Annotated in this window: 18 protein-coding genes; 9 read left to right on the top strand and 9 right to left on the bottom strand. The window is 66.7% G+C overall.

Translation table 11 applies throughout. The features are described 5' to 3' along the window. Positions 1-41: 41 nt before the first annotated feature. From JNJ68_RS11275 to iolB, 6 genes are all read left to right on the top strand, one after another. Positions 42-668 (top strand): TetR family transcriptional regulator C-terminal domain-containing protein, encoded by a 627-nt coding sequence (locus JNJ68_RS11275; RefSeq protein WP_294982467.1) that lies wholly within the window; start codon positions 42-44, stop codon positions 666-668. A gap of 83 nt (positions 669-751) precedes the next feature. Further along, positions 752-1,582 carry a MurR/RpiR family transcriptional regulator gene (locus tag JNJ68_RS11270; protein WP_294982466.1) on the top strand — a complete coding sequence of 277 codons (831 nt, stop codon included), beginning with the start codon at positions 752-754 and terminating at the stop codon, positions 1,580-1,582. Positions 1,583-1,660: 78 nt separating this feature from the next. Then, the gene (gene iolC / locus JNJ68_RS11265; RefSeq protein ID WP_294982465.1) at positions 1,661-3,571 is read left to right on the top strand and encodes a 5-dehydro-2-deoxygluconokinase; all 1,911 of its coding nucleotides are present in this window, start codon (positions 1,661-1,663) and stop codon (positions 3,569-3,571) included. After that, on the top strand, positions 3,568-5,394 hold the full coding sequence (iolD, locus tag JNJ68_RS11260) for a 3D-(3,5/4)-trihydroxycyclohexane-1,2-dione acylhydrolase (decyclizing) (protein ID WP_294982464.1): 1,827 nt from the start codon (positions 3,568-3,570) through the stop codon (positions 5,392-5,394). The genes iolC and iolD overlap by 4 nt, the downstream gene beginning before the upstream one ends. 10 nt (positions 5,395-5,404) lie before the next feature. Continuing rightward, a complete protein-coding gene (iolE, locus tag JNJ68_RS11255) occupies positions 5,405-6,316 on the top strand; it encodes a myo-inosose-2 dehydratase (protein WP_294982462.1) in 912 nt (303 codons plus the stop codon). Positions 6,317-6,328: 12 nt separating this feature from the next. Further along, positions 6,329-7,135, top strand: coding sequence for a 5-deoxy-glucuronate isomerase (gene iolB, locus JNJ68_RS11250; RefSeq protein ID WP_294982460.1), 807 nt, complete (start codon positions 6,329-6,331; stop codon positions 7,133-7,135). Positions 7,136-7,227: 92 nt separating this feature from the next. Here the strand turns inward: iolB and JNJ68_RS11245 are convergent, their stop codons facing one another. The 4 genes from JNJ68_RS11245 to JNJ68_RS11230 form a co-directional block, all read right to left on the bottom strand. After that, on the bottom strand, positions 7,228-8,007 hold the full coding sequence (locus JNJ68_RS11245; RefSeq protein WP_294982458.1) for an ABC transporter permease subunit: 780 nt from the start codon (positions 8,005-8,007) through the stop codon (positions 7,228-7,230). Then, positions 8,007-8,741 (bottom strand): ABC transporter permease subunit, encoded by a 735-nt coding sequence (locus JNJ68_RS11240; protein WP_294982457.1) that lies wholly within the window; start codon positions 8,739-8,741, stop codon positions 8,007-8,009. Before JNJ68_RS11240 ends, JNJ68_RS11245 begins: the two co-directional genes overlap by 1 nt. 286 nt (positions 8,742-9,027) lie before the next feature. Beyond that, complete coding sequence (locus JNJ68_RS11235) at positions 9,028-9,792, bottom strand: transporter substrate-binding domain-containing protein (RefSeq protein WP_294982455.1); 765 nt, start codon at positions 9,790-9,792, stop codon at positions 9,028-9,030. A gap of 30 nt (positions 9,793-9,822) precedes the next feature. After that, positions 9,823-10,596 (bottom strand): ATP-binding cassette domain-containing protein, encoded by a 774-nt coding sequence (locus JNJ68_RS11230; protein WP_294982453.1) that lies wholly within the window; start codon positions 10,594-10,596, stop codon positions 9,823-9,825. Positions 10,597-10,752: 156 nt separating this feature from the next. Between JNJ68_RS11230 and surE the strand changes: the two genes are divergently transcribed. From surE to JNJ68_RS11215, 3 genes are all read left to right on the top strand, one after another. Next, positions 10,753-11,538 carry a 5'/3'-nucleotidase SurE gene (gene surE / locus JNJ68_RS11225; RefSeq protein ID WP_294982451.1) on the top strand — a complete coding sequence of 262 codons (786 nt, stop codon included), beginning with the start codon at positions 10,753-10,755 and terminating at the stop codon, positions 11,536-11,538. After that, entirely contained in the window at positions 11,535-12,206 is a 672-nt protein-coding gene (locus tag JNJ68_RS11220) for a protein-L-isoaspartate(D-aspartate) O-methyltransferase (RefSeq protein WP_294982450.1), read from the top strand. The genes surE and JNJ68_RS11220 overlap by 4 nt, the downstream gene beginning before the upstream one ends. Positions 12,207-12,335: 129 nt before the next feature. Beyond that, a complete protein-coding gene (locus tag JNJ68_RS11215) occupies positions 12,336-13,427 on the top strand; it encodes a peptidoglycan DD-metalloendopeptidase family protein (RefSeq protein WP_294982448.1) in 1,092 nt (363 codons plus the stop codon). 93 nt (positions 13,428-13,520) lie between these two features. Here the strand turns inward: JNJ68_RS11215 and JNJ68_RS11210 are convergent, their stop codons facing one another. The 5 genes from JNJ68_RS11210 to JNJ68_RS11190 are packed head-to-tail and all read right to left on the bottom strand — an operon-like array spanning position 13,521 to position 17,426. Then, positions 13,521-14,795: a hemolysin family protein gene (locus tag JNJ68_RS11210; protein WP_294982446.1), complete on the bottom strand. Its 1,275-nt coding sequence runs from the start codon at positions 14,793-14,795 to the stop codon at positions 13,521-13,523. Positions 14,796-14,847: 52 nt separating this feature from the next. After that, entirely contained in the window at positions 14,848-15,687 is an 840-nt protein-coding gene (locus JNJ68_RS11205) for an ATP-binding protein (RefSeq protein ID WP_294982444.1), read from the bottom strand. After that, the gene (locus JNJ68_RS11200) at positions 15,684-16,592 is read right to left on the bottom strand and encodes a twin-arginine translocase subunit TatC (protein ID WP_294982442.1); all 909 of its coding nucleotides are present in this window, start codon (positions 16,590-16,592) and stop codon (positions 15,684-15,686) included. Before JNJ68_RS11200 ends, JNJ68_RS11205 begins: the two co-directional genes overlap by 4 nt. Beyond that, complete coding sequence (gene tatB / locus JNJ68_RS11195; protein WP_294982440.1) at positions 16,589-17,185, bottom strand: Sec-independent protein translocase protein TatB; 597 nt, start codon at positions 17,183-17,185, stop codon at positions 16,589-16,591. Before tatB ends, JNJ68_RS11200 begins: the two co-directional genes overlap by 4 nt. Before the next feature lie 25 nt (positions 17,186-17,210). Then, positions 17,211-17,426, bottom strand: a complete 216-nt coding sequence (locus tag JNJ68_RS11190) for a twin-arginine translocase TatA/TatE family subunit (RefSeq protein ID WP_294982439.1) — start codon at positions 17,424-17,426, stop codon at positions 17,211-17,213. Between the last annotated feature and the right edge of the window lie 40 nt (positions 17,427-17,466).

Below are 17,466 nucleotides of genomic sequence, written 5' to 3'. Positions count from 1 at the left end.
TGGACGAGACCCTGCATACCAAGGACCCTGCCCCCCGCACGATGAGCCGCGAGGCCCGGCGGGCGCAGCTGATCGCCTCGACCATCGAGACGCTGGCGGCGCGCGGCTATTCCCGCATCACCCTGACCGATGTCGCCCGCGCCGCCGGCCTGTCGCACGGGCTGGTGCTGTTCCACTTCGAAAGCAAGGAAAGGCTGCTGGCCGAGACGCTGAATTTCCTGGCCGAGGAATACCGCCAGAACTGGCAGGCGGCGCTGTCGCGCGCCGGGAGCGACCCCGCCGAACGGCTGAACGCGCTGATCGAGGCCGATTTCAATCCGGCGATCTGCACGCCCTCGCGGCTGGCGGCCTGGTGCAGCTTCTGGGGCGAAGCGCAATCGCGCCCTATCTACCAGGAGCTGTGCGGCGACAAGGACGACGCCTACAACCGGCAGCTGGAGGATATCTGCCAGCAGCTGAGCGATGCGGGCGGCTATGGCCACCTCGCCCGCCATGTCGCCCGGGTGATCCGGGTGACCATCGAGGGCACCTGGCTCGACCTGATGACGATGACCGCGCCCTATGACCGTGACGAGGCGCTGACCACGGTCCGCACCTGCGTCGCGATGTGCTTTCCGGAGCATTTCACGCCAGAGGGGCTGCGGCACGGCCCGCACCGGCAGGGGTGACTGCGGCGGGCCGAAGAAGTGTTTGGAACGTTCGTTCCGTATGCTAAGCTGCCCGGGATCAACCAATGGAAGCCGAAATACCCATGCCGGATGCCCTTACCGAACCGCGCGATACGCCCCGGACGGTCGAGACCTTCCGCGAGCGTCTGCTGGAACTCAACGGTCAGCTTCCGCGCCGGTTGCAGCAGTGCGCCGACCATGTCGCCACGCATCTGGATTCGATTGCGCTCTCGACCGTGGCGCAGGTGGCGCAGGGCGCAGGGGTGCCGCCCTCGGCGGTGATGCGCTTCTGTCAGATCATGGGGTTCTCCGGCTTTGCCGAGATGCAGCGGCTGTTCCGCGAGGCGCTTTCGCGCGCCGCGCCCGATTACGCGACGCGGCTGGCCAACCTGAAAGCCGGGGGGGCCGGACAACCCTCGGCGCTGGTGGCAGAATTCGTCGAGGCCGGGCGGCAGTCGATGGAAGCCTTGGCACGAGACCTGAACGAAACAACGCTGAATCAAGCAGTTGTGATCCTAGCACAGGCAAGGACCGTCCATCTTGCCGGGTTCCGCCGGTCCTTCCCGGTGGCAAGCTACCTGGCCTATGTCTTCGACAAGCTGGGGGTTCCGGCAGTGCTGCATGACGGGGTCGCGGGGCTGGGGCATCGCTCCAGTCTGCGACCGGGCGATGCGCTTCTGGCCATCACCTTCGCACCCTATTCCGAGGAAACCCTGGCGCTGGCCGCCTTCGCCCGCGACCGGGGCCTGCCGGTCGTGGCGCTGACCGATCCACCCGCGAGCGGCCTGTCCGGGGTGGCCGACACGATCCTCAGCGTGACCGAGATCGACTTCGGCGCCTTCCGGTCGCTGTCGGCGGTGATCGCGCTGGCCCTGTCGCTGGCAGTAGCAGTGGCGGCACGGCGGGAAACTTAGCTCTTTCCCGATCATACGAAATGGAATAAATGTTCCAACGACGGGACCGAGTCGCCCCGACCGCACGGAGCAATGCCCATGTCCACACCGAAGCCCCTCGACGTGATTACCATCGGCCGGTCGTCGGTCGACCTTTACGGCGCGCAGATCGGCGGGCGGCTGGAGGATATGGGGTCGTTCCAGAAATACATCGGCGGCTCGCCCACCAACATGGCGGCGGGCACCGCGCGGCTGGGGCTGAAATCCGCCCTGATCACCCGGGTCGGCGACGAACACATGGGCCGCTTCATCCGCGAGGAGCTGGCCAAGGAAGGCGTCGACGTTCGCGGCGTCAGGACCGACCCGGAGCGGCTGACCGCGCTGGTCCTGCTCGGCATCCGCGACGACAAGCAGTTCCCGCTGATCTTCTACCGGGAAAACTGCGCCGACATGGCGCTGGACGAAGACGATATCGACGAAAGCTTCATCGCCGAGGCCCGCGCCGTGGTCGCGACCGGCACCCATCTGTCGCACAAGCGCACCGAAGCCGCCGTGCTGAAGGCGCTGACGCTGGCGCGAAAGCACGGGCTGCAGACCGCTCTGGATATCGACTACCGCCCGAACCTCTGGGGGCTTTCGGGCCATGGCGACGGCGAGAATCGTTTCATCGAAAGCGCCGCCGTCACCGCCAAGCTGCAATCCACCCTGCATCTCTTCGACCTGATCGTCGGCACGGAAGAGGAGTTCCACATCGCGGGTGGGTCCACCGACACCATCGCCGCCCTCCGTGCCGTCCGCGCCGTCAGCAAAGCCACCCTCGTCTGCAAGCGCGGCCCGATGGGCGCCGTCGCGTTCACCGGGGCGATCCCCGACTCGCTCGATGACGGCGAAACCGGCCCCGGCTTCCCGATCGAGGTCTTCAACGTCCTCGGCGCGGGCGATGGCTTCATGTCCGGCCTGATCAAGGGCTGGCTGGATGGCGAACCCTGGCCGGTGGCGCTGAAATACGCCAACGCCTGCGGGGCCTTCGCCGTGAGCCGCCACGGTTGCACCCCGGCCTATCCCAGCTGGGCGGAGTTGCAGTTCTTCCTTCAGCGCGGAGTGGTGCAGAAGGCCTTGCGCAAGGATCAGGCGCTGGAGCAGGTGCATTGGGCGACCAACCGCCACGGCGACTGGTCGACGATGCGCGTCTTCGCCTTCGACCACCGCATGCAGCTTGAGGCGATGGAGGGCGCGACCCCCGCCAGAATAGGTGCGTTCAAGGAACTCTGCCTGCAAGCCGCCCTCAAGGTCGCGGGTGGCAAGCCCGGCTACGGCATCCTCTGCGACAGCCGGCTTGGCCGCGACGCCCTCTTCCAGGCGGCAGGCACCGGCCTCTGGATCGGGCGGCCCGTCGAATGGCCGGGCTCCCGACCCTTGACACTGGAACCCGAGATCGGCCCCGACTTTGGCGGCCTCTCCGAATGGCCGCTGGAGCATGTGGTCAAGGTGCTCTGCTTCTACCACCCCGACGACGATGCCGCGACCAAGGCGGCGCAGGAGGACACCGTCCTCCGCCTCTTCCACGCCTGCCGCCGCAACCGGCTGGAGATGCTGCTGGAAATCATCCCCTCCAAGGTCGCCGACGTCACCGACACCACCAGCGCCGAGGTGATCCAGCGGTTCTATGACCTCGGCGTCTACCCCGACTGGTGGAAGCTGGAACCCTTCACCACCGATGCGGCCTGGGAAAATGCCTGCGCCGCGATCACTGCGAACGACCCGAATGTGCGTGGCATCGTCGTCCTCGGTCTCGACGCCTCAGAGGCTGACCTGGCGGCCTCGCTGGCGCTGGCGGCGAAGCATGATCTGGTCAAGGGCTTCGCCATCGGCCGCACCATCTTCGGCGACGCAGCGCGTGGCTGGCTGAAGGGCGAGATGACCGACACCGAAGCCGTCACGATGATGTCCGACCGTTACGCCCGCCTTGCCGCCCTCTGGGACAAGGCCCGCGAGGGAGCAAGCCAATGACCACGATCCGCCTCACCGCCGCGCAGGCCCTTGTCCGCTGGCTTTCGGTGCAACAGGCCGAGGATGGCTCGCGTTTCATCGAGGGCGTCTGGGCGATCTTCGGCCACGGCAATGTCGCCGGTCTGGGCGAGGCGCTCCATGCCCACCGCGATGCGATCCCCACCTGGCGGGGGCACAACGAGCAGACGATGGCCCATGCCGCCATCGCCTATGCCAAGGCGAAGCAGCGGCGGAAGGCCATGGCCGTGACCTCCTCCATCGGCCCCGGCGCGACCAACATGGTGACGGCGGCGGCGCTGGCGCATGTGAACCGCCTGCCCGTCCTCTTCATCCCCGGCGACGTCTTCGCCAACCGCGCGCCCGATCCGGTGCTGCAACAGATCGAGGATTTCGACGACGCGACCGTGTCAGCGAACGACTGCTTTCGCCCCGTGGTCCGCTATTTCGACCGCATCAGCCGCCCCGAGCATATCCTGACCGCCCTGCCCCGCGCGCTGCGGGTGATGACCGACCCGGCCAACTGCGGCCCGGTCTGCCTCGCCTTCTGCCAGGACACGCAAGCGGAAGCCTATGATTATCCGGTGGAATTCTTCGAGCCGAGGGTCTGGCATATCCGCCGCCCGGAACCTGACCAGCGCGAGCTGGAAGCTGCTGTCGCGGCGATCAGGGCTGCCAAGACGCCGCTGATCGTGGCTGGCGGGGGCGTCCTTTACTCCGGCGCGGAACGGACGCTCCTCGACTTCGCCAGGGCCCACAACATCCCGCTGGTGGAAACCCAGGCTGGCAAGGGCGCGGTCGACTGGGAGGAGAAGCTGCACTTCGGCTCGCCCGGTGTCACTGGCACCGGCTGCGGCAACGAGCTGGCGGCCAAGGCCGATCTGGTGATCGGCGTCGGCACAAGGTTTCAGGACTTCACCACCGGAAGCTGGACGGTGTTCTCGAACCCCGGTCGGAAGCTTCTGTCGATCAATATCCACGGCTACGACGCCGCGAAGCGCGCCGCGCAACCGCTTGTTTCGGATGCGAAAGTCGCTTTGGAGAAGATCGGCGCAGCGCTTGGGAAGCACCGTTTCGCCGACCCGGATTTCAGTGCGCGGACCAATTGGTTCCAGATCACCAACGCCCTTTTCGCGGCCCCGAAGACCAACGAACTTCCGACCGACGCGCAGGTGATCGGCGCGGTGGACCGGAACGCTGGCAAGCAAAGCCTCATCATGTGCGCCGCAGGCACCATGCCCGGTGCGCTGCATGTCCTTTGGCGAGCAGCGCAAGGCGGCTACCACATGGAATACGGCTTCTCCTGCATGGGGTATGAGATCGCGGGGGCGATGGGGATCAAGATGGCCCTGCCCGAAAAGGACGTCATCTGCATGATCGGCGACGGCAGCTACATGATGGCGAACTCGGAACTGGCGACGGCGGTGATGATGGCGATCCCCTTCACCGTGGTCCTGACCGACAACCGGGGCTATGGCTGCATCAACCGGCTGCAACAGGCCACCGGCGGCGCGCCGTTCAACAACATGCTGGACGACAGCTATCATGTGAACGCCGCCAATATCGACTTCGTGGCCCATGCCCGCTCGATGGGTGCGAATGTGGTCAAGGCCGCCGGGATCGCGGAACTGGAAGCCGCCATGCAAGCCGCGAAGACCGCCACCATCCCGACGGTGATCGTCATCGACACCGACCCCATGCCCGGCACCGGCGCGGGCGGGCATTGGTGGGATGTCGCCGTCCCCGAGGTCTCGACCCGCCGCGAAGTGAACGAGGCCCGCAAGGGCTATGAAGCGGGCGTCAAGGCCCAGTGGCTGCTGAACTGAGAGAACGAACATGAGCGTGAAGATCGGGATTTCCCCTATCAGTTGGCAGAACGACGACCTGCCGGACCTGACCGCCGCCTATACGATGGAGCAGGCGCTGAGTGAGGCGCGCGAGATCGGCTATATCGGCGTCGAACGCGGGCGGCGGATGCCTGCGGACACAGCGGGGCTTGGGGCCTATCTGACGGCGAACGGGCTGGCGCTCTGCGGCGGCTGGTGTTCGGGCAATCTGCTGGTGAACGACGTGAAGACCGAGATTGAGGCGGTGCGCGCCCAGGTCGAGCAATTCGTCGCCCTCAAGGCCCCCTGCATCGTCTATGCCGAATGTTCCAACACCGTGCAGGGCAACATCGCGGTGCCGGTGAACGACCGGCCGAAGTTCTCTGCGGCCGATGTGAAGGCCTATGGCGCGAAGCTGTCCGAACTCGCGAAATGGATGGCCGACCAGGGCATGACCCTCGCCTACCATCACCACATGGGCTCCTTCATCGAATCCGAAGACGACGTGAACGCGCTGATGGAAGGCTCGACGGCGGAGGTGAAGCTCCTCTTCGACACCGGCCACCTCCTCTTCGGAGGCGCGGACGTGATGCGCGTTCTGAACCGCTGGGCCGACCGCGTCCACCACGTGCATTTCAAGGACATCCGGCCCGAGGTGGTGAAGGACGTGCGCGAGAACCGCCGCAGTTTTCTCGACGCGGTGATCGCCGGGGCCTTCACCGTGCCGGGCGACGGCTGCATCGATTTCCAGGCGGTCACGGACAAGCTGAAGGCGATGGGCTACAACGGCTGGATCGTCGTCGAGGCCGAGCAGGACCCGGCCAAGGCGCCTCCTTTCGAGTATTCGAAGCTGGGCTACGAGCATATCGTGAAGCTCTGTGCGGCCTCCGGCCTGACGATAGACCACAGCCGCCCCTCCTGAAGGACCACGCCCATGCCCGACCTCCTGCTCAAACCCACTGGAACCCGCGGCAAGGTGCATGAGGTGACCCCGGCCAGCGCGGGATGGGGCTATGTCGGCTTCACCCTTTACCGGCTGGAACCGGGCGACGTGGCGGAAGAGACGACTGGCGACACCGAGGTGATCCTTGTTCTGGTCGAGGGCAAGGCCCGCATCGAAGCCGCCGGGCAGGACTGGGGCGAGATGGGCGAGCGGATGGACGTCTTCGAGAAGACCCCGCCGCATTGCCTGTATGTCCCGAACGGCAGCCAGTGGAAGGCCACCGCCACCACCGCCTGCACCATCGGGGTCTGCAAGGCCCCCGGCAAGGGCGGCCACCCGGCGCAAAGGCTGGGGCCGGATGGGATCATCCTCACCCCGCGCGGCAAGGGGACGAACACCCGCCACGTCAACAACATCGCGATGGAGGCGCTGGATGTGGCGGACTCTCTCCTCGTGACCGAGGTGTTCACCCCGGCCGGGAACTGGTCGTCCTACCCCAGCCATCGGCATGACGAGGACGACTTCCCGAACATGACCTATCTGGAAGAGACCTACTACATGCGGCTGAATCCCGGGCAGGGGTTCGGGATCCAGCGGGTCTATACCGAGGATGGCTCCTTGGACGAGACGATGACGGTGAAGAACCACGATGTCACGCTGGTCCCCAAGGGGCATCATCCGTGCGGGGCGCCCTATGGCTATGAGATGTACTATCTGAACGTGATGGCCGGGCCGATCCGGAAGTGGCGGTTCAAGAATGATCCCGACCACGACTGGATCGCCAAGCGGGATTCCTGACTGTCCACGGTGGGCATTTCAGGTTTTTGCTTCTATTTCAAATTGTTGACCGCGAACGTTTACCGGATGTCAACCCCCGCCGCCCGCGCCTGTCAGGCCGTTTTCTGCGGCACGCGGCGTTCGAACCAGCCGAACAGCGCGACGATCAGACCGGTGATACCGAGGTAGACCACGGCGAGCAGCAGGAGCGGTTCGTAGGTGATCAGCGTCTCGGACCGGACGCGGCTCGCCACCGCATAGATATCGACCACCGTGATCATCGCCACCAGCGGCGTCGCCTTCAGCTGCAGCACCGTCTCGCCCCCCAGCGTCGGCAGCACGCGATGCAGCGCCTGCGGCAGCCAGATGCGGCGGAAGATGGTGAAACGCGGCATCCCCATCGCGCGCGCGGCTTCCAACTGGCCATGCGGCACCGCCTTGAAGGCGCCGCGCATAACCTCGCCCTCGTAGCCCGCGACGGACAGCGACAAGCCGAGGATGGCGTAGTACCAGGCGTCGCGCAGGATCGGCCAGGCCCAGCTTTCCCGGATGCCGGGGATGCCGGGGAACAGGCTGCCGATACCGTAGTAGAGCAGGAAGAGTTGCAAGAGGAGCGGCGTGCCGCGGATCACCCCGCAGAAGGCGCGGGCAGGGCCGGCCAGATACCAGGGCCCGACGGCCTGGGCGAGGCCGAGCGGAATCGCCAGCGCCATCCCCAGCACCATCGTCACGACCAGCAGGATCAGCGTGTTCCCGATGCCGCGCAGGATCAGCGCCTGGTATTTCGGCTCGCCGAGCCAAGTCCAGCGACCATAGGCAACCACCAGCGCTATGATCACCGCAAGGAGACCCAGCATGACCAGGCGGCGGGGAAGGAGAAGTTCGCGCAGCATCAGCCCTGCACCGGGCGCTGCCCGCGCCGCGCCCGGCGTTCCAGCCAGGCGAAGACGAGAGTCGAGAGGATGGAAAGCGCCAGATACAGGACCCCGGCGGCAGCGTAGAAGGTGAAGAAGGCCTTGGTCGTGCTGGCCGCCTGCCGCGTGGCCTGGGTCAGTTCGGCAAAGCCCACCACGGCCAGAAGGGCGGTGTCCTTGGTCGCGATCAGCCACAGGTTCGCCAGCCCCGGCAGCGCCAGCGACAGCATCAGCGGCAGCGTCACCCGCCGTGCAAGCAAGGTAGGCGGCATTCCCATGGCACGCGCGGCTTCGATCTGGCCCGCGGGCACGCCCAGGATCGCGCCGCGCAGGACCTCGGTCGCATAGGCGCCCTGCACCACGCCAAGCACGATGATCCCGGCGGCGATGCCGGAGATCTGCATCTTCTCGCGGCCCATGGCGAGCAGGACCTGGTTCACCAGGTCGGTGACGGCGAAGTAGAGGATGAGGATCAGGATCAGCTCGGGCACGGCGCGGACGACCGTGGTGTAGACCGCCAGCAGGTCCTTGGCCACCGGCCCGCCGTAAAGCTTGCCATAGGCGCCGAGAATGCCGATGGCGAGGCCCAGCGCGAAGGCCCCGGCGGCGATCAGCACCGAATGCCAGAGCCCCAGCAGCAGCACCGCCCCCCAGCCCGGCGGGTCGATCGCCAGCAGGTCCAGCGTGGAAGCGAGAAGCGACCCGCCGGTCATGCGCGCCCCCGGAGCCGGATTGCATGGGGCGGCACGAGCGGGCGGATCGTTCCCAGTTCGGATACGGCCCGCCACGCCCCCCTCCCCGGCCCTCCCCACGCGGGGGAGGGCGGGCTCCATACCTGCCCGCAGTCCGCAAGTGACAGCGCTGCCCCTGTGTGGAGAGATAGTGCATCGGTCCGGAGACGGGCCTCACCGTCGCGCCGGGCTGCTCCCCTCACCCGCGTGGAGAGGGGATGGGGGTGGGCGGCACCCGCCCGCCGGAGGGACAGGATGCCCAAGACCCTTATTCGCCGTAGATCGACGAGGCGAAGTATTTGGCTGTGATCGTGTCGTAGGTGCCATCCTCGCGGATCTTGGCGATTCCGGCGTTGAACTTGGCCTTCAGCTCGTCATCGCCCTTGCGCAATCCGACGCCGACGCCGAGGCCAAGCACCTCCGGGTCGTCGGCGACGGCACCGGCGATCTCGCAGCACGCCCCGGCCTCGGAACCGACGAAGGCGTCGAGCGCGATGGAATCCGCCTGCGTCGCGTCGATCCGGCCGGCGGCGAGGTCCTGGTTGGCCTCGTCCTGGGTCTGGTAGACCTTCACCTCGGCAGCGGTCTCCGCGAAGTGCTTGTTCACATAGGCCTCATGCACGGTCGCGACCTGGACGCCGATGATCTTGCCCGCCAGCCCTTCGGCGGTGGGCGTGATGCCCGACCCCTTGGCCGCCGCGATCACCGTGGGCGTGTTGTAATACTTGTCCGAGAAGTCGATCGTCTTCAGCCGCTCTTCCGTGATCGACATCGAATTCATGATCGCGTCGATCTGCCCCGAGGTCAGCGCCGGGATGATGCCGTCCCAGGCCACCGGGGTGATCACGCATTTCATCTCGGCCGCAGCGCAGACGGCGTTGATCATGTCGACCTCCCAGCCGACCCAGTTGCCGCTGGCGTCGGGGCTGGTGAAGGGGGGATAGGGCTCGGACGCGATGCCGACCTTGACCTCCTGGGCGGCGACCGGCGCGGCCAGCAGCATCAGCGCGGCGGCAAGGGCTTTCAGTTTCATGGCACTCTCCTTGGTGGTTGTTCCGTCTTTTCAGGCGACGGATTTCAGAAATTGCTTCAGGCGTTCGGACTTCGGCGCGCCGAACAGCTGGTCGGGCGGGCCCTCTTCCTCGATCTGGCCGTTGTGCAGGTAGATGACATGGCTCGCGACCTCACGGGCGAATTTCATCTCATGCGTGACCAGCACCATCGTCCGCCCCTCGTCGGCGAGGCCGCGGATCACCTGCAACACCTCGCCCACCAGCTCGGGGTCCAGCGCCGAGGTGGGTTCATCGAACAGCATCGCCCTGGGGTTCATGCACAGGGCGCGCGCAATGGCGGCACGCTGCTGCTGGCCGCCGGACAGGAAGGCCGGATAGGCCGCTTCCTTTTCCGCCAGACCGACGCGGGCCAACAGGCTGCGCGCGCGGGCCACGGCCTCGTCCTTCGGCAGCTTCAGCACATGCACAGGCACCTCGATCAGGTTCTCCAGTACGCTGCGATGGGTCCAGAGGTTGAAGTTCTGGAACACCATCCCCAGCGACTGCCGGACGCGCTCGATCTGGCGGCGGTCGGCGGGGCTGCCGTCCGGCCGCATCGCCACCGTCTCACCCGCGATGGAAATCCGGCCCGTGGTCGGCGCTTCCAGAAAGTTGATGCAGCGCAGCATGGTCGACTTGCCCGATCCCGACCCGCCGATCACCGCCACGACATCGCCTTCGCAGGCGCGCAGCGAAACTCCCTTGAGTACATGAAGCGGGCCGAACCGCTTGTGCAGATCATCGACCCGTATCGCTTCGGGCCGTGCGGACGGATTGGTCGCCATGCTTCCCCCTGTTCTTATTATATGAACGTACAATTCACCGCAACGCAAGCTTTTCCTTTCGCGCCGGACGTTTCCTTGCGGTCCGGGCTGCCGTCGCGACTTGAAGGGGGCGGGCGGGTCGTCTAATCAGGGTCGAAGCCGAAGGACACCCCCGCCATGCGCATCCTGATCACCAATGACGACGGCATCAACGCGCCGGGGCTTGAGGTGCTGACCGAGATCGCGATGGCGATCGCCGGGCCCGAGGGCGAGGTCTGGACCGTGGCCCCGGCCTTCGAGCAGTCGGGCGTGGGGCATTGCATCAGCTATACTCATCCGATGATGATCGCCGAGTTGGGACCGCGCCGGTTTGCCGCCGAGGGCAGCCCGGCGGATTGCGTGCTGGCGGCGATCTATGACGTGCTGGACGGGGCGAAGCCGGATCTGGTGCTGTCGGGGGTGAACCGGGGCAACAACGCAGCCGAGAACGTGCTGTATTCCGGCACCATCGGCGGGGCGATGGAGGCGGCATTGCAGGGGGTACCCGCGATTGCGCTGTCGCAGTTCTTCGGGCCGGACAATGCGCGGCTGGCCGATCCGTTCGACAGCGCGCGGGTCCATGGCGCGGCAGTCGTGCGGGCGCTGCTGGACAAGGGGCTTTGGGCGGAGGGCGACTATCGCGCCTTCTACAACGTGAACTTCCCGCCGCTTTCGGCGGCCGAGACCAGGGGAATGATGGTCGCCCCGCAGGGGTTCCGGCGGGATACGGCCTTCTCGGTTGACGCGCACAACTCGCCCTCGGGCCGCAAGTTCCTGTGGATCAAGGGCGGCCACCAGCACACACCGACCCTGCCTGGCAGCGACGCAGCAGTGAACCTGGACGGCTACATCTCGATCACGCCGATGCGGGCCGACCTGACGGCGCACGATCTGCTGGCAGAACTTGAGGCAAGGCTGGCATGACCCAGGGACCGGAGGACGAACCGACCTCCGATCTGCTTGCCGAACGCAAGATGCGCTTTCTCTTTGCCCTCCGCACGCGCGGCGTGACCGACAGCCGCGTGCTGACCGCGATGGAGCGGATCGACCGCGGGCTTTTCGTGCGCGGCATCTTCGCCGACCGTGCCTATGACGACATGCCGCTGCCCATCGCCTGCGGCCAGACGATCAGCCAGCCCTCGGTCGTGGGGCTGATGACGCAGGCGCTGCAGGTGAACCCGCGCGACACGGTGCTGGAGGTGGGCACCGGGTCGGGCTACCAGGCGGCGATCCTGTCGCAGCTGGCGCGGCGGGTCTACACGGTGGACCGCTACCGCCGTCTGGTGCGCGAGGCGAGCGAACTGTTTCGCCAGCTTGATCTGGTGAACATCACGGCCATTACCGCGGACGGATCGCACGGCTTGCCGGACCAGGCGCCCTTCGACCGCATCCTGGTGACGGCGGCTGCGGAAGACCCTCCGGGGCCGCTGCTGGAGCAGCTGAAGCCCGGCGGGATCATGGTGGTGCCGGTCGGCCAGTCCGACGCGGTGCAGGCGCTGATCAAGGTCACGCGGACCCAAAGCGGTTTCGACTACGAAGAACTTCGCCCAGTGCGCTTTGTCCCACTGGTCGAAGGGATCGGCTCCGAGTAACATTCGCGCCCATAAACCGGGCCGAACCCGGGCAGGCAGAACATCAGGCGGGACGACATGGCAAGAACGGGATCAAGATTGCGGGCCACGCTGGTGCTTGGCGCAAGTGCCTTGGCGCTGGCTGGATGCATGGACACCGGCAACCTGGACTGGGACCTGCGCGCCGGCGGCGGCGACACGTCGGATGCCGCGCGCCAGGCCACAGCGGCGGCGCCCACGCCCGACGGCAATGGCATCATCTCCTACCCCGACTATCAGATGGCCACCGCCCGACGCGGCGAGACGGTCGCCAGCATGGCGGGCCGACTGGGCATGAATCCCGAGGACCTAGCACGGACCAATGCGCTGCGGCCGACCGACCCGCTGCGCGAAGGCGAAATGCTGCTGCTGCCAAAGCGCGTCTCGGCCACCCCGCAGCCCGCGGTGATCGGCGGCACCGTCTCTGGGGGCTCGGTGGACATCACCTCGATCGCGACGACCGCACTGGATGAGGCGGGGCCGACGCCCGTCGCCACCTCGCCAGCCGCGTCGAAGCCGGTGTCGGGCCAGCCCTTGACCCACCGCGTCGCCCGGGGTGAGACCGCCTTCACCATCGCGCGGACCTACAACGTCTCGGCCAAGGCGCTGGCCGACTGGAACCAGCTCGGCTCTGACATGGCGGTGCGCGAGGGACAGACGCTGATCATCCCCGTCGCCACCGCAGCCGCGCCAGACCCCGAACCGGTGCCGACCGCGCCGGGCGCGGGCAGCCCCACACCGGAGCCGCCCTCGGCCAAGAAGCCGCTTCCGGACGAGAAGACCGAGGCGAGCGGCACCAAGCCCAAGGGCACCCCTGCCTCGCCCGACATGGGGGCGGAGAAGACCAAGCCCTCGAAGATGGCGATGCCGGCCTCGGGCAAGATCATCCGCGGCTATGACGCGAAGAAGAACCAGGGCATCGACATCGCCGCGGCGGCAGGCAGCCCGGTGAAGGCGGCCGATGCGGGGACGGTCACGGTGCTGTCGTCGGACACCAACGGCAAGGGCATCGTGATCATCCGCCACGCGGGCGATCTGCTGACGGTCTATGTCGGGGTCAGCGGCATGGTGGTGAAGAAGGGCGACAAGGTGAAGCGCGGGCAGGAGATCGGCAAGGTCGCGGCGGGCGATCCGGCGTTCGTCCATTTCGAGGTGCGGAATACCTCGAAACAGAGCTTCGACCCGGTGGGCTATCTGCAATAGCAGGCAGGGCACGATTCTGTCTCGCACAAGATCGCAGAGATCGAGTTTTCGCAGGAAGATCGTGCTGAGCCCAAGCGCGGCGCCGTCCGGCAATCAGTCCGGGACCTCGGCGACCAGCACCTTGTCGATGCGGCGACCGTCGAGGTCGATCACCTCGAAGCGGTAGCCTTCTGCGGTGAAGTGCGCACCCAGGTCCGGGATCTGGCCGAGCTGATGCAGCACAAGGCCCGCGACGGTATCATATTCCCCGGCCATGGCACGCGGCAGGCCGAGGCGGTCGCAGAATTCGTCCACCGGCATCCAGCCCGCGACGAGGTAGCTGCCGTCTTCGCGCGTGATGATGGCGGGTTCGTCAGTGTCGCTGGAGGCGACCGCGCCGGTGATTGCCTCCAGCACATCGCCAGTGGTGAGAATGCCCTCAAAATGGCCGTACTCGTCATAGACCAGCGCGAAATGGTGTTCCGACTTCTGCAATATTTCAAGGACATCCAGCGCCTCGGCCTGATCGGACACCACCGGCACGTCGCGGACCAGCGCCTTCAGGTCCAGTGTCTCGCGGCGGGAGACCGCCTGGAAAGCGTCAGAGAGAAGCACGATCCCAATCACCTCGCCCTCGGCATTGGCAACGGGCATCCTCGGGCGGGCGACCTTGCGGATCGCGGCCACCGCCTCGGCGCCGGTGGCGTCGAGAGGCAGCATCTCGACCTCGTGGCGCGGGGTCATCAGGGCACGCGCGGTGCGGTCGGAGAGCCGCATCACGCCGGTGATCATCTCGCGTTCCTCGGTTTCGAGCACGCCGCCTTCGTGGGCTTCGGCAAGGAGCACGTGAACCTCCTCCTCCGTGACCCGGTTTTCGCTTTCGCCGCGCTGGCCGAGGAGCCACAAGAGCGCCTTGCCGGATTTGTCAAGGAACCAGACCAGGGGCGCGCCGATCACCGACAGGAAGGTCATCGCCGGGGCCATGCGGATCGCGACCCCTTCGGCATTGCGCAAGGCCATCTGCTTCGGCACCAGCTCGCCCACGATCAGGCTGACATAGGTGATCAGCACCACCACGCCCCCGACGCCAAGGGTCGAGGCCCAGTCGGAATCGACGCCTTGAGCTTGCAGCCAGCCTTGCAGGCGCAGGCCCAGGGTCGCCCCCGACAGCGCTCCGGAGAGGACACCGACAGCGGTGATGCCGATCTGCACGGTCGACAGGAACCGCCCCGGATGCTCGGCCAGCCGCAGGGCCATGCGCGCACCGCGGCTTTTCGCTTCCAGCGGCTTCAGCCGGGCGGGACGGGCGCTGACGATGGCCAGCTCGGACATGGCGAGCACGCCGTTCAGGACGATCAGGGCCAGGATGACCAGGATTTCAGTGATCATGATGCTTCCCGCCTAAGGCGAGATGCGCCGCGCTGCAAGTGAAGATCATATGTCAGGCGCGGATGCGCACCCCTTCGCGGGCCGCAAGGTCACAGAAGAACTGCCAGGCCACCCGGCCCGACCGCGCCCCGCGCGTGGCCTGCCATTCGATCGCTTCGGCTTGCAGACGGTCGTCGGGGACCTTGACGCCATGCGCCGCGCAATAGCCGCGGATCATCTCCAGGTAATCGTCCTGCGAGCAGGGATGGAAGCCAAGCCAGAGCCCGAACCGGTCGGAGAGCGAGACCTTTTCCTCCACCGCTTCGCCCGGGTTGATCGCGGTGGACCGTTCGTTGTCGATCATGTCGCGCGGCATCAGGTGGCGGCGGTTCGAGGTGGCGTAGAAAAGCACGTTTTCCGGCCGCCCTTCGATGCCGCCGTCCAGCACCGCCTTCAGGCTCTTGTAGTGCTGGTCGTCGTGGGAGAACGACAGGTCGTCGCAGAAGAGGAGGAAGCGATGCGGCGCCGCGCGCAGATGCTGAAGCAGGCGCTGGACGGACGGAAGGTCCTCGCGGCTGAGTTCCACGATCTTCAGGTCATGCCCCTCGGCCCTGACGGCGGCGTGGACCGCCTTCACCAGCGACGACTTCCCCATCCCCCGTGCGCCCCAGAGCAGCGCGTTGTTGGCGGGCAGCCCGGCGGCGAAATGGCGGGTGTTCTCTAGGAGCGTATCGCGCGAGCGGTTGACGCCGATCAAGAGCGACAGGTCGACCCGCGCGACCTGCGCCACGGGCTCCAGCCGGTCGGGCGCGGTATGCCAGACGAAGGCCTCGGCGGCGAAGTCAGGCGCTGGCATTGGCGCCGGGGCCAGCCGTTCCAGCGCCGCCGCGATGCGGTCGAGCGGGTCGGTCACGACTTGGTCCCGGCCGGGTCCGTGGCGGCATCTTCCTCTTCGTCCCACAGGCCCTCGGCGCGCAGTTCGGCCTCGCGCCGCTTTTCCATGCGACGGATCAGGAAGATCGACACTTCGTACAGGGGATAGATCGCCGAGAAGAGGATCATCATGCTCATCACGTCGGGCGGGGTGACAAGCGCCGACACCAGCATCATGATGACAATGGCATAGCGGCGCATTCCGGCAAGCCCGGCCGAGCTTGCCAGACCGGCCTTGCCCATCAGCGTCAGAAGGACCGGCATCTGGAAGCAGAGCCCGAAGGCCATGATCAGCTTCAGGCTGATGTCCAGCGTCTGGTCAACTTTGCCCTGGAAGACAATGGCGATCCCATCGCCGGTCGCGGATCCGGTCGCGGTCTCCGCGGGCAGGCCCTGCAGCTGCAAAAGCGCGGCCGACACCATCGAGGGCAGGTCGGCAAAGCCCAGGAAGAAGCGCATCGCCAGGGGGGTGACGATGTATTGCGCGAAGCCCGCCCCGGCCAGGAACAGGACGGGAGAGGCGATCAGGAACGGCAGGAACGCCTGCTTTTCACTGCGGTAGAGGCCCGGAGCCACAAATCGCCACAGCTGGTAGGCGATGACCGGAAAGGCCAGCGCCAGCCCGCCGACCACCGAGATGTGGAAGTAGGTGAACAGAAGTTCCTGCGGCGCGGTGTACTGCATCACCGGGTTCGGGTTGCCCAGATCCCGCATCGCCTCTTCGATCGGCTTCAAGAGGAAGCCGAGAATGGTCTTGGCAAACGGAAATACCACGATCATCGCCACAACGAAGGCGGCAATCGACCAGATCAGCCGGTTGCGCAGTTCGATCAGATGTTCGACCAGCGGGGCCGAGCTGTCGTCGATGTCATCCCTGGTGTTCATGTCGCGTCACCGCTCGTGGGGTCTGCCTTCTTGCGGCGCCGTCCCGGGGCCTTGGCGGCGGGCGCCGATGCGGTGCCCGCCGGTGCGGGATCGGAAATCGCGCGCAGCTTGGCCGAAGCATCGTCGAGCACCGCCTTGCGCGCCGCCTTCCTTTCGTAAAGCGCCGCCGTCGCGGGTCCCACCGAAGGGGTCGCGGGCGCGGCGATGGTTTCCGAAACCGCCGGGGCCGCGCTCGCCTCGGCGGCCGCGACGGCCGGGGCGGCGACGCCCGGCATCGGCGGCGGGGTCAGCGGTTTCGTCGGCTTGGCCGCGTTCTTTAGCGGGTCCCACTTCTCGAACCGGTCGGCGGCGGACTTCACGGCGTCCAACCCCATCGACTTGGCCGAGGTGACGTTGCGCAGGTCGTCGGCCACGTCCTTGACACCGGATTCCTTCGCTGCCTGCTCCATCGCCCGGCTGAACTCGCGCCCCATCGCGCGGATCTTCGCCGTGAAGCGCCCCAATTCGCGGAACATGCCGGGCAGGTCCTTCGGGCCGATGATGATCAGCGCGACGATGCCGACGACAAGAAGTTCGGACCAGCTGAGATCCATTCTGCGTCCCCCAAAGCCCCGTGGATCAGGCCTTGTCCTTCTCGGCGGCGGGCGTCACGTCCTTGGCTTCGGCGGCCTTGGCGTCTTCCAGTTCCTTGGTGCCGTCGTTCACGCCCTTCTTGAAGGCGGTGATGCCCTTGCCGACCTCGCCCATCAGGCTGGACACCTTGCCCTTGCCGAAAAGCACGAGGACCACGACGGCGATCAGAAGAAGACCGGGAAGACCGATATTGTTGAGCATGGGATTACCCTCCGATTCATGCCCCCCGCGGGGGCGGCAG

This window comes from Tabrizicola sp. (assembly GCF_016793705.1).
Taxonomy (GTDB): Bacteria; Pseudomonadota; Alphaproteobacteria; order Rhodobacterales; family Rhodobacteraceae; genus Tabrizicola.
Note: the sequence above shows the minus strand (reverse complement) of the source record. Positions and strands in the feature narration are given on the sequence as shown.

Coding starts and splice junctions, on each gene's coding strand:
- JNJ68_RS11275 (WP_294982467.1), top strand. CDS start 42: ATGAGCCGCGAGGCCCGGCGGGCGCAGCTGATCGCCTCGACCATCGAG.
- JNJ68_RS11270 (WP_294982466.1), top strand. CDS start 752: ATGCCGGATGCCCTTACCGAACCGCGCGATACGCCCCGGACGGTCGAG.
- iolC (WP_294982465.1), top strand. CDS start 1,661: ATGTCCACACCGAAGCCCCTCGACGTGATTACCATCGGCCGGTCGTCG.
- iolD (WP_294982464.1), top strand. CDS start 3,568: ATGACCACGATCCGCCTCACCGCCGCGCAGGCCCTTGTCCGCTGGCTT.
- iolE (WP_294982462.1), top strand. CDS start 5,405: ATGAGCGTGAAGATCGGGATTTCCCCTATCAGTTGGCAGAACGACGAC.
- iolB (WP_294982460.1), top strand. CDS start 6,329: ATGCCCGACCTCCTGCTCAAACCCACTGGAACCCGCGGCAAGGTGCAT.
- JNJ68_RS11245 (WP_294982458.1), bottom strand. CDS start 8,007: ATGCTGCGCGAACTTCTCCTTCCCCGCCGCCTGGTCATGCTGGGTCTC.
- JNJ68_RS11240 (WP_294982457.1), bottom strand. CDS start 8,741: ATGACCGGCGGGTCGCTTCTCGCTTCCACGCTGGACCTGCTGGCGATC.
- JNJ68_RS11235 (WP_294982455.1), bottom strand. CDS start 9,792: ATGAAACTGAAAGCCCTTGCCGCCGCGCTGATGCTGCTGGCCGCGCCG.
- JNJ68_RS11230 (WP_294982453.1), bottom strand. CDS start 10,596: ATGGCGACCAATCCGTCCGCACGGCCCGAAGCGATACGGGTCGATGAT.
- surE (WP_294982451.1), top strand. CDS start 10,753: ATGCGCATCCTGATCACCAATGACGACGGCATCAACGCGCCGGGGCTT.
- JNJ68_RS11220 (WP_294982450.1), top strand. CDS start 11,535: ATGACCCAGGGACCGGAGGACGAACCGACCTCCGATCTGCTTGCCGAA.
- JNJ68_RS11215 (WP_294982448.1), top strand. CDS start 12,336: ATGGACACCGGCAACCTGGACTGGGACCTGCGCGCCGGCGGCGGCGAC.
- JNJ68_RS11210 (WP_294982446.1), bottom strand. CDS start 14,795: ATGATCACTGAAATCCTGGTCATCCTGGCCCTGATCGTCCTGAACGGC.
- JNJ68_RS11200 (WP_294982442.1), bottom strand. CDS start 16,592: ATGAACACCAGGGATGACATCGACGACAGCTCGGCCCCGCTGGTCGAA.
- tatB (WP_294982440.1), bottom strand. CDS start 17,185: ATGGATCTCAGCTGGTCCGAACTTCTTGTCGTCGGCATCGTCGCGCTG.
- JNJ68_RS11190 (WP_294982439.1), bottom strand. CDS start 17,426: ATGCTCAACAATATCGGTCTTCCCGGTCTTCTTCTGATCGCCGTCGTG.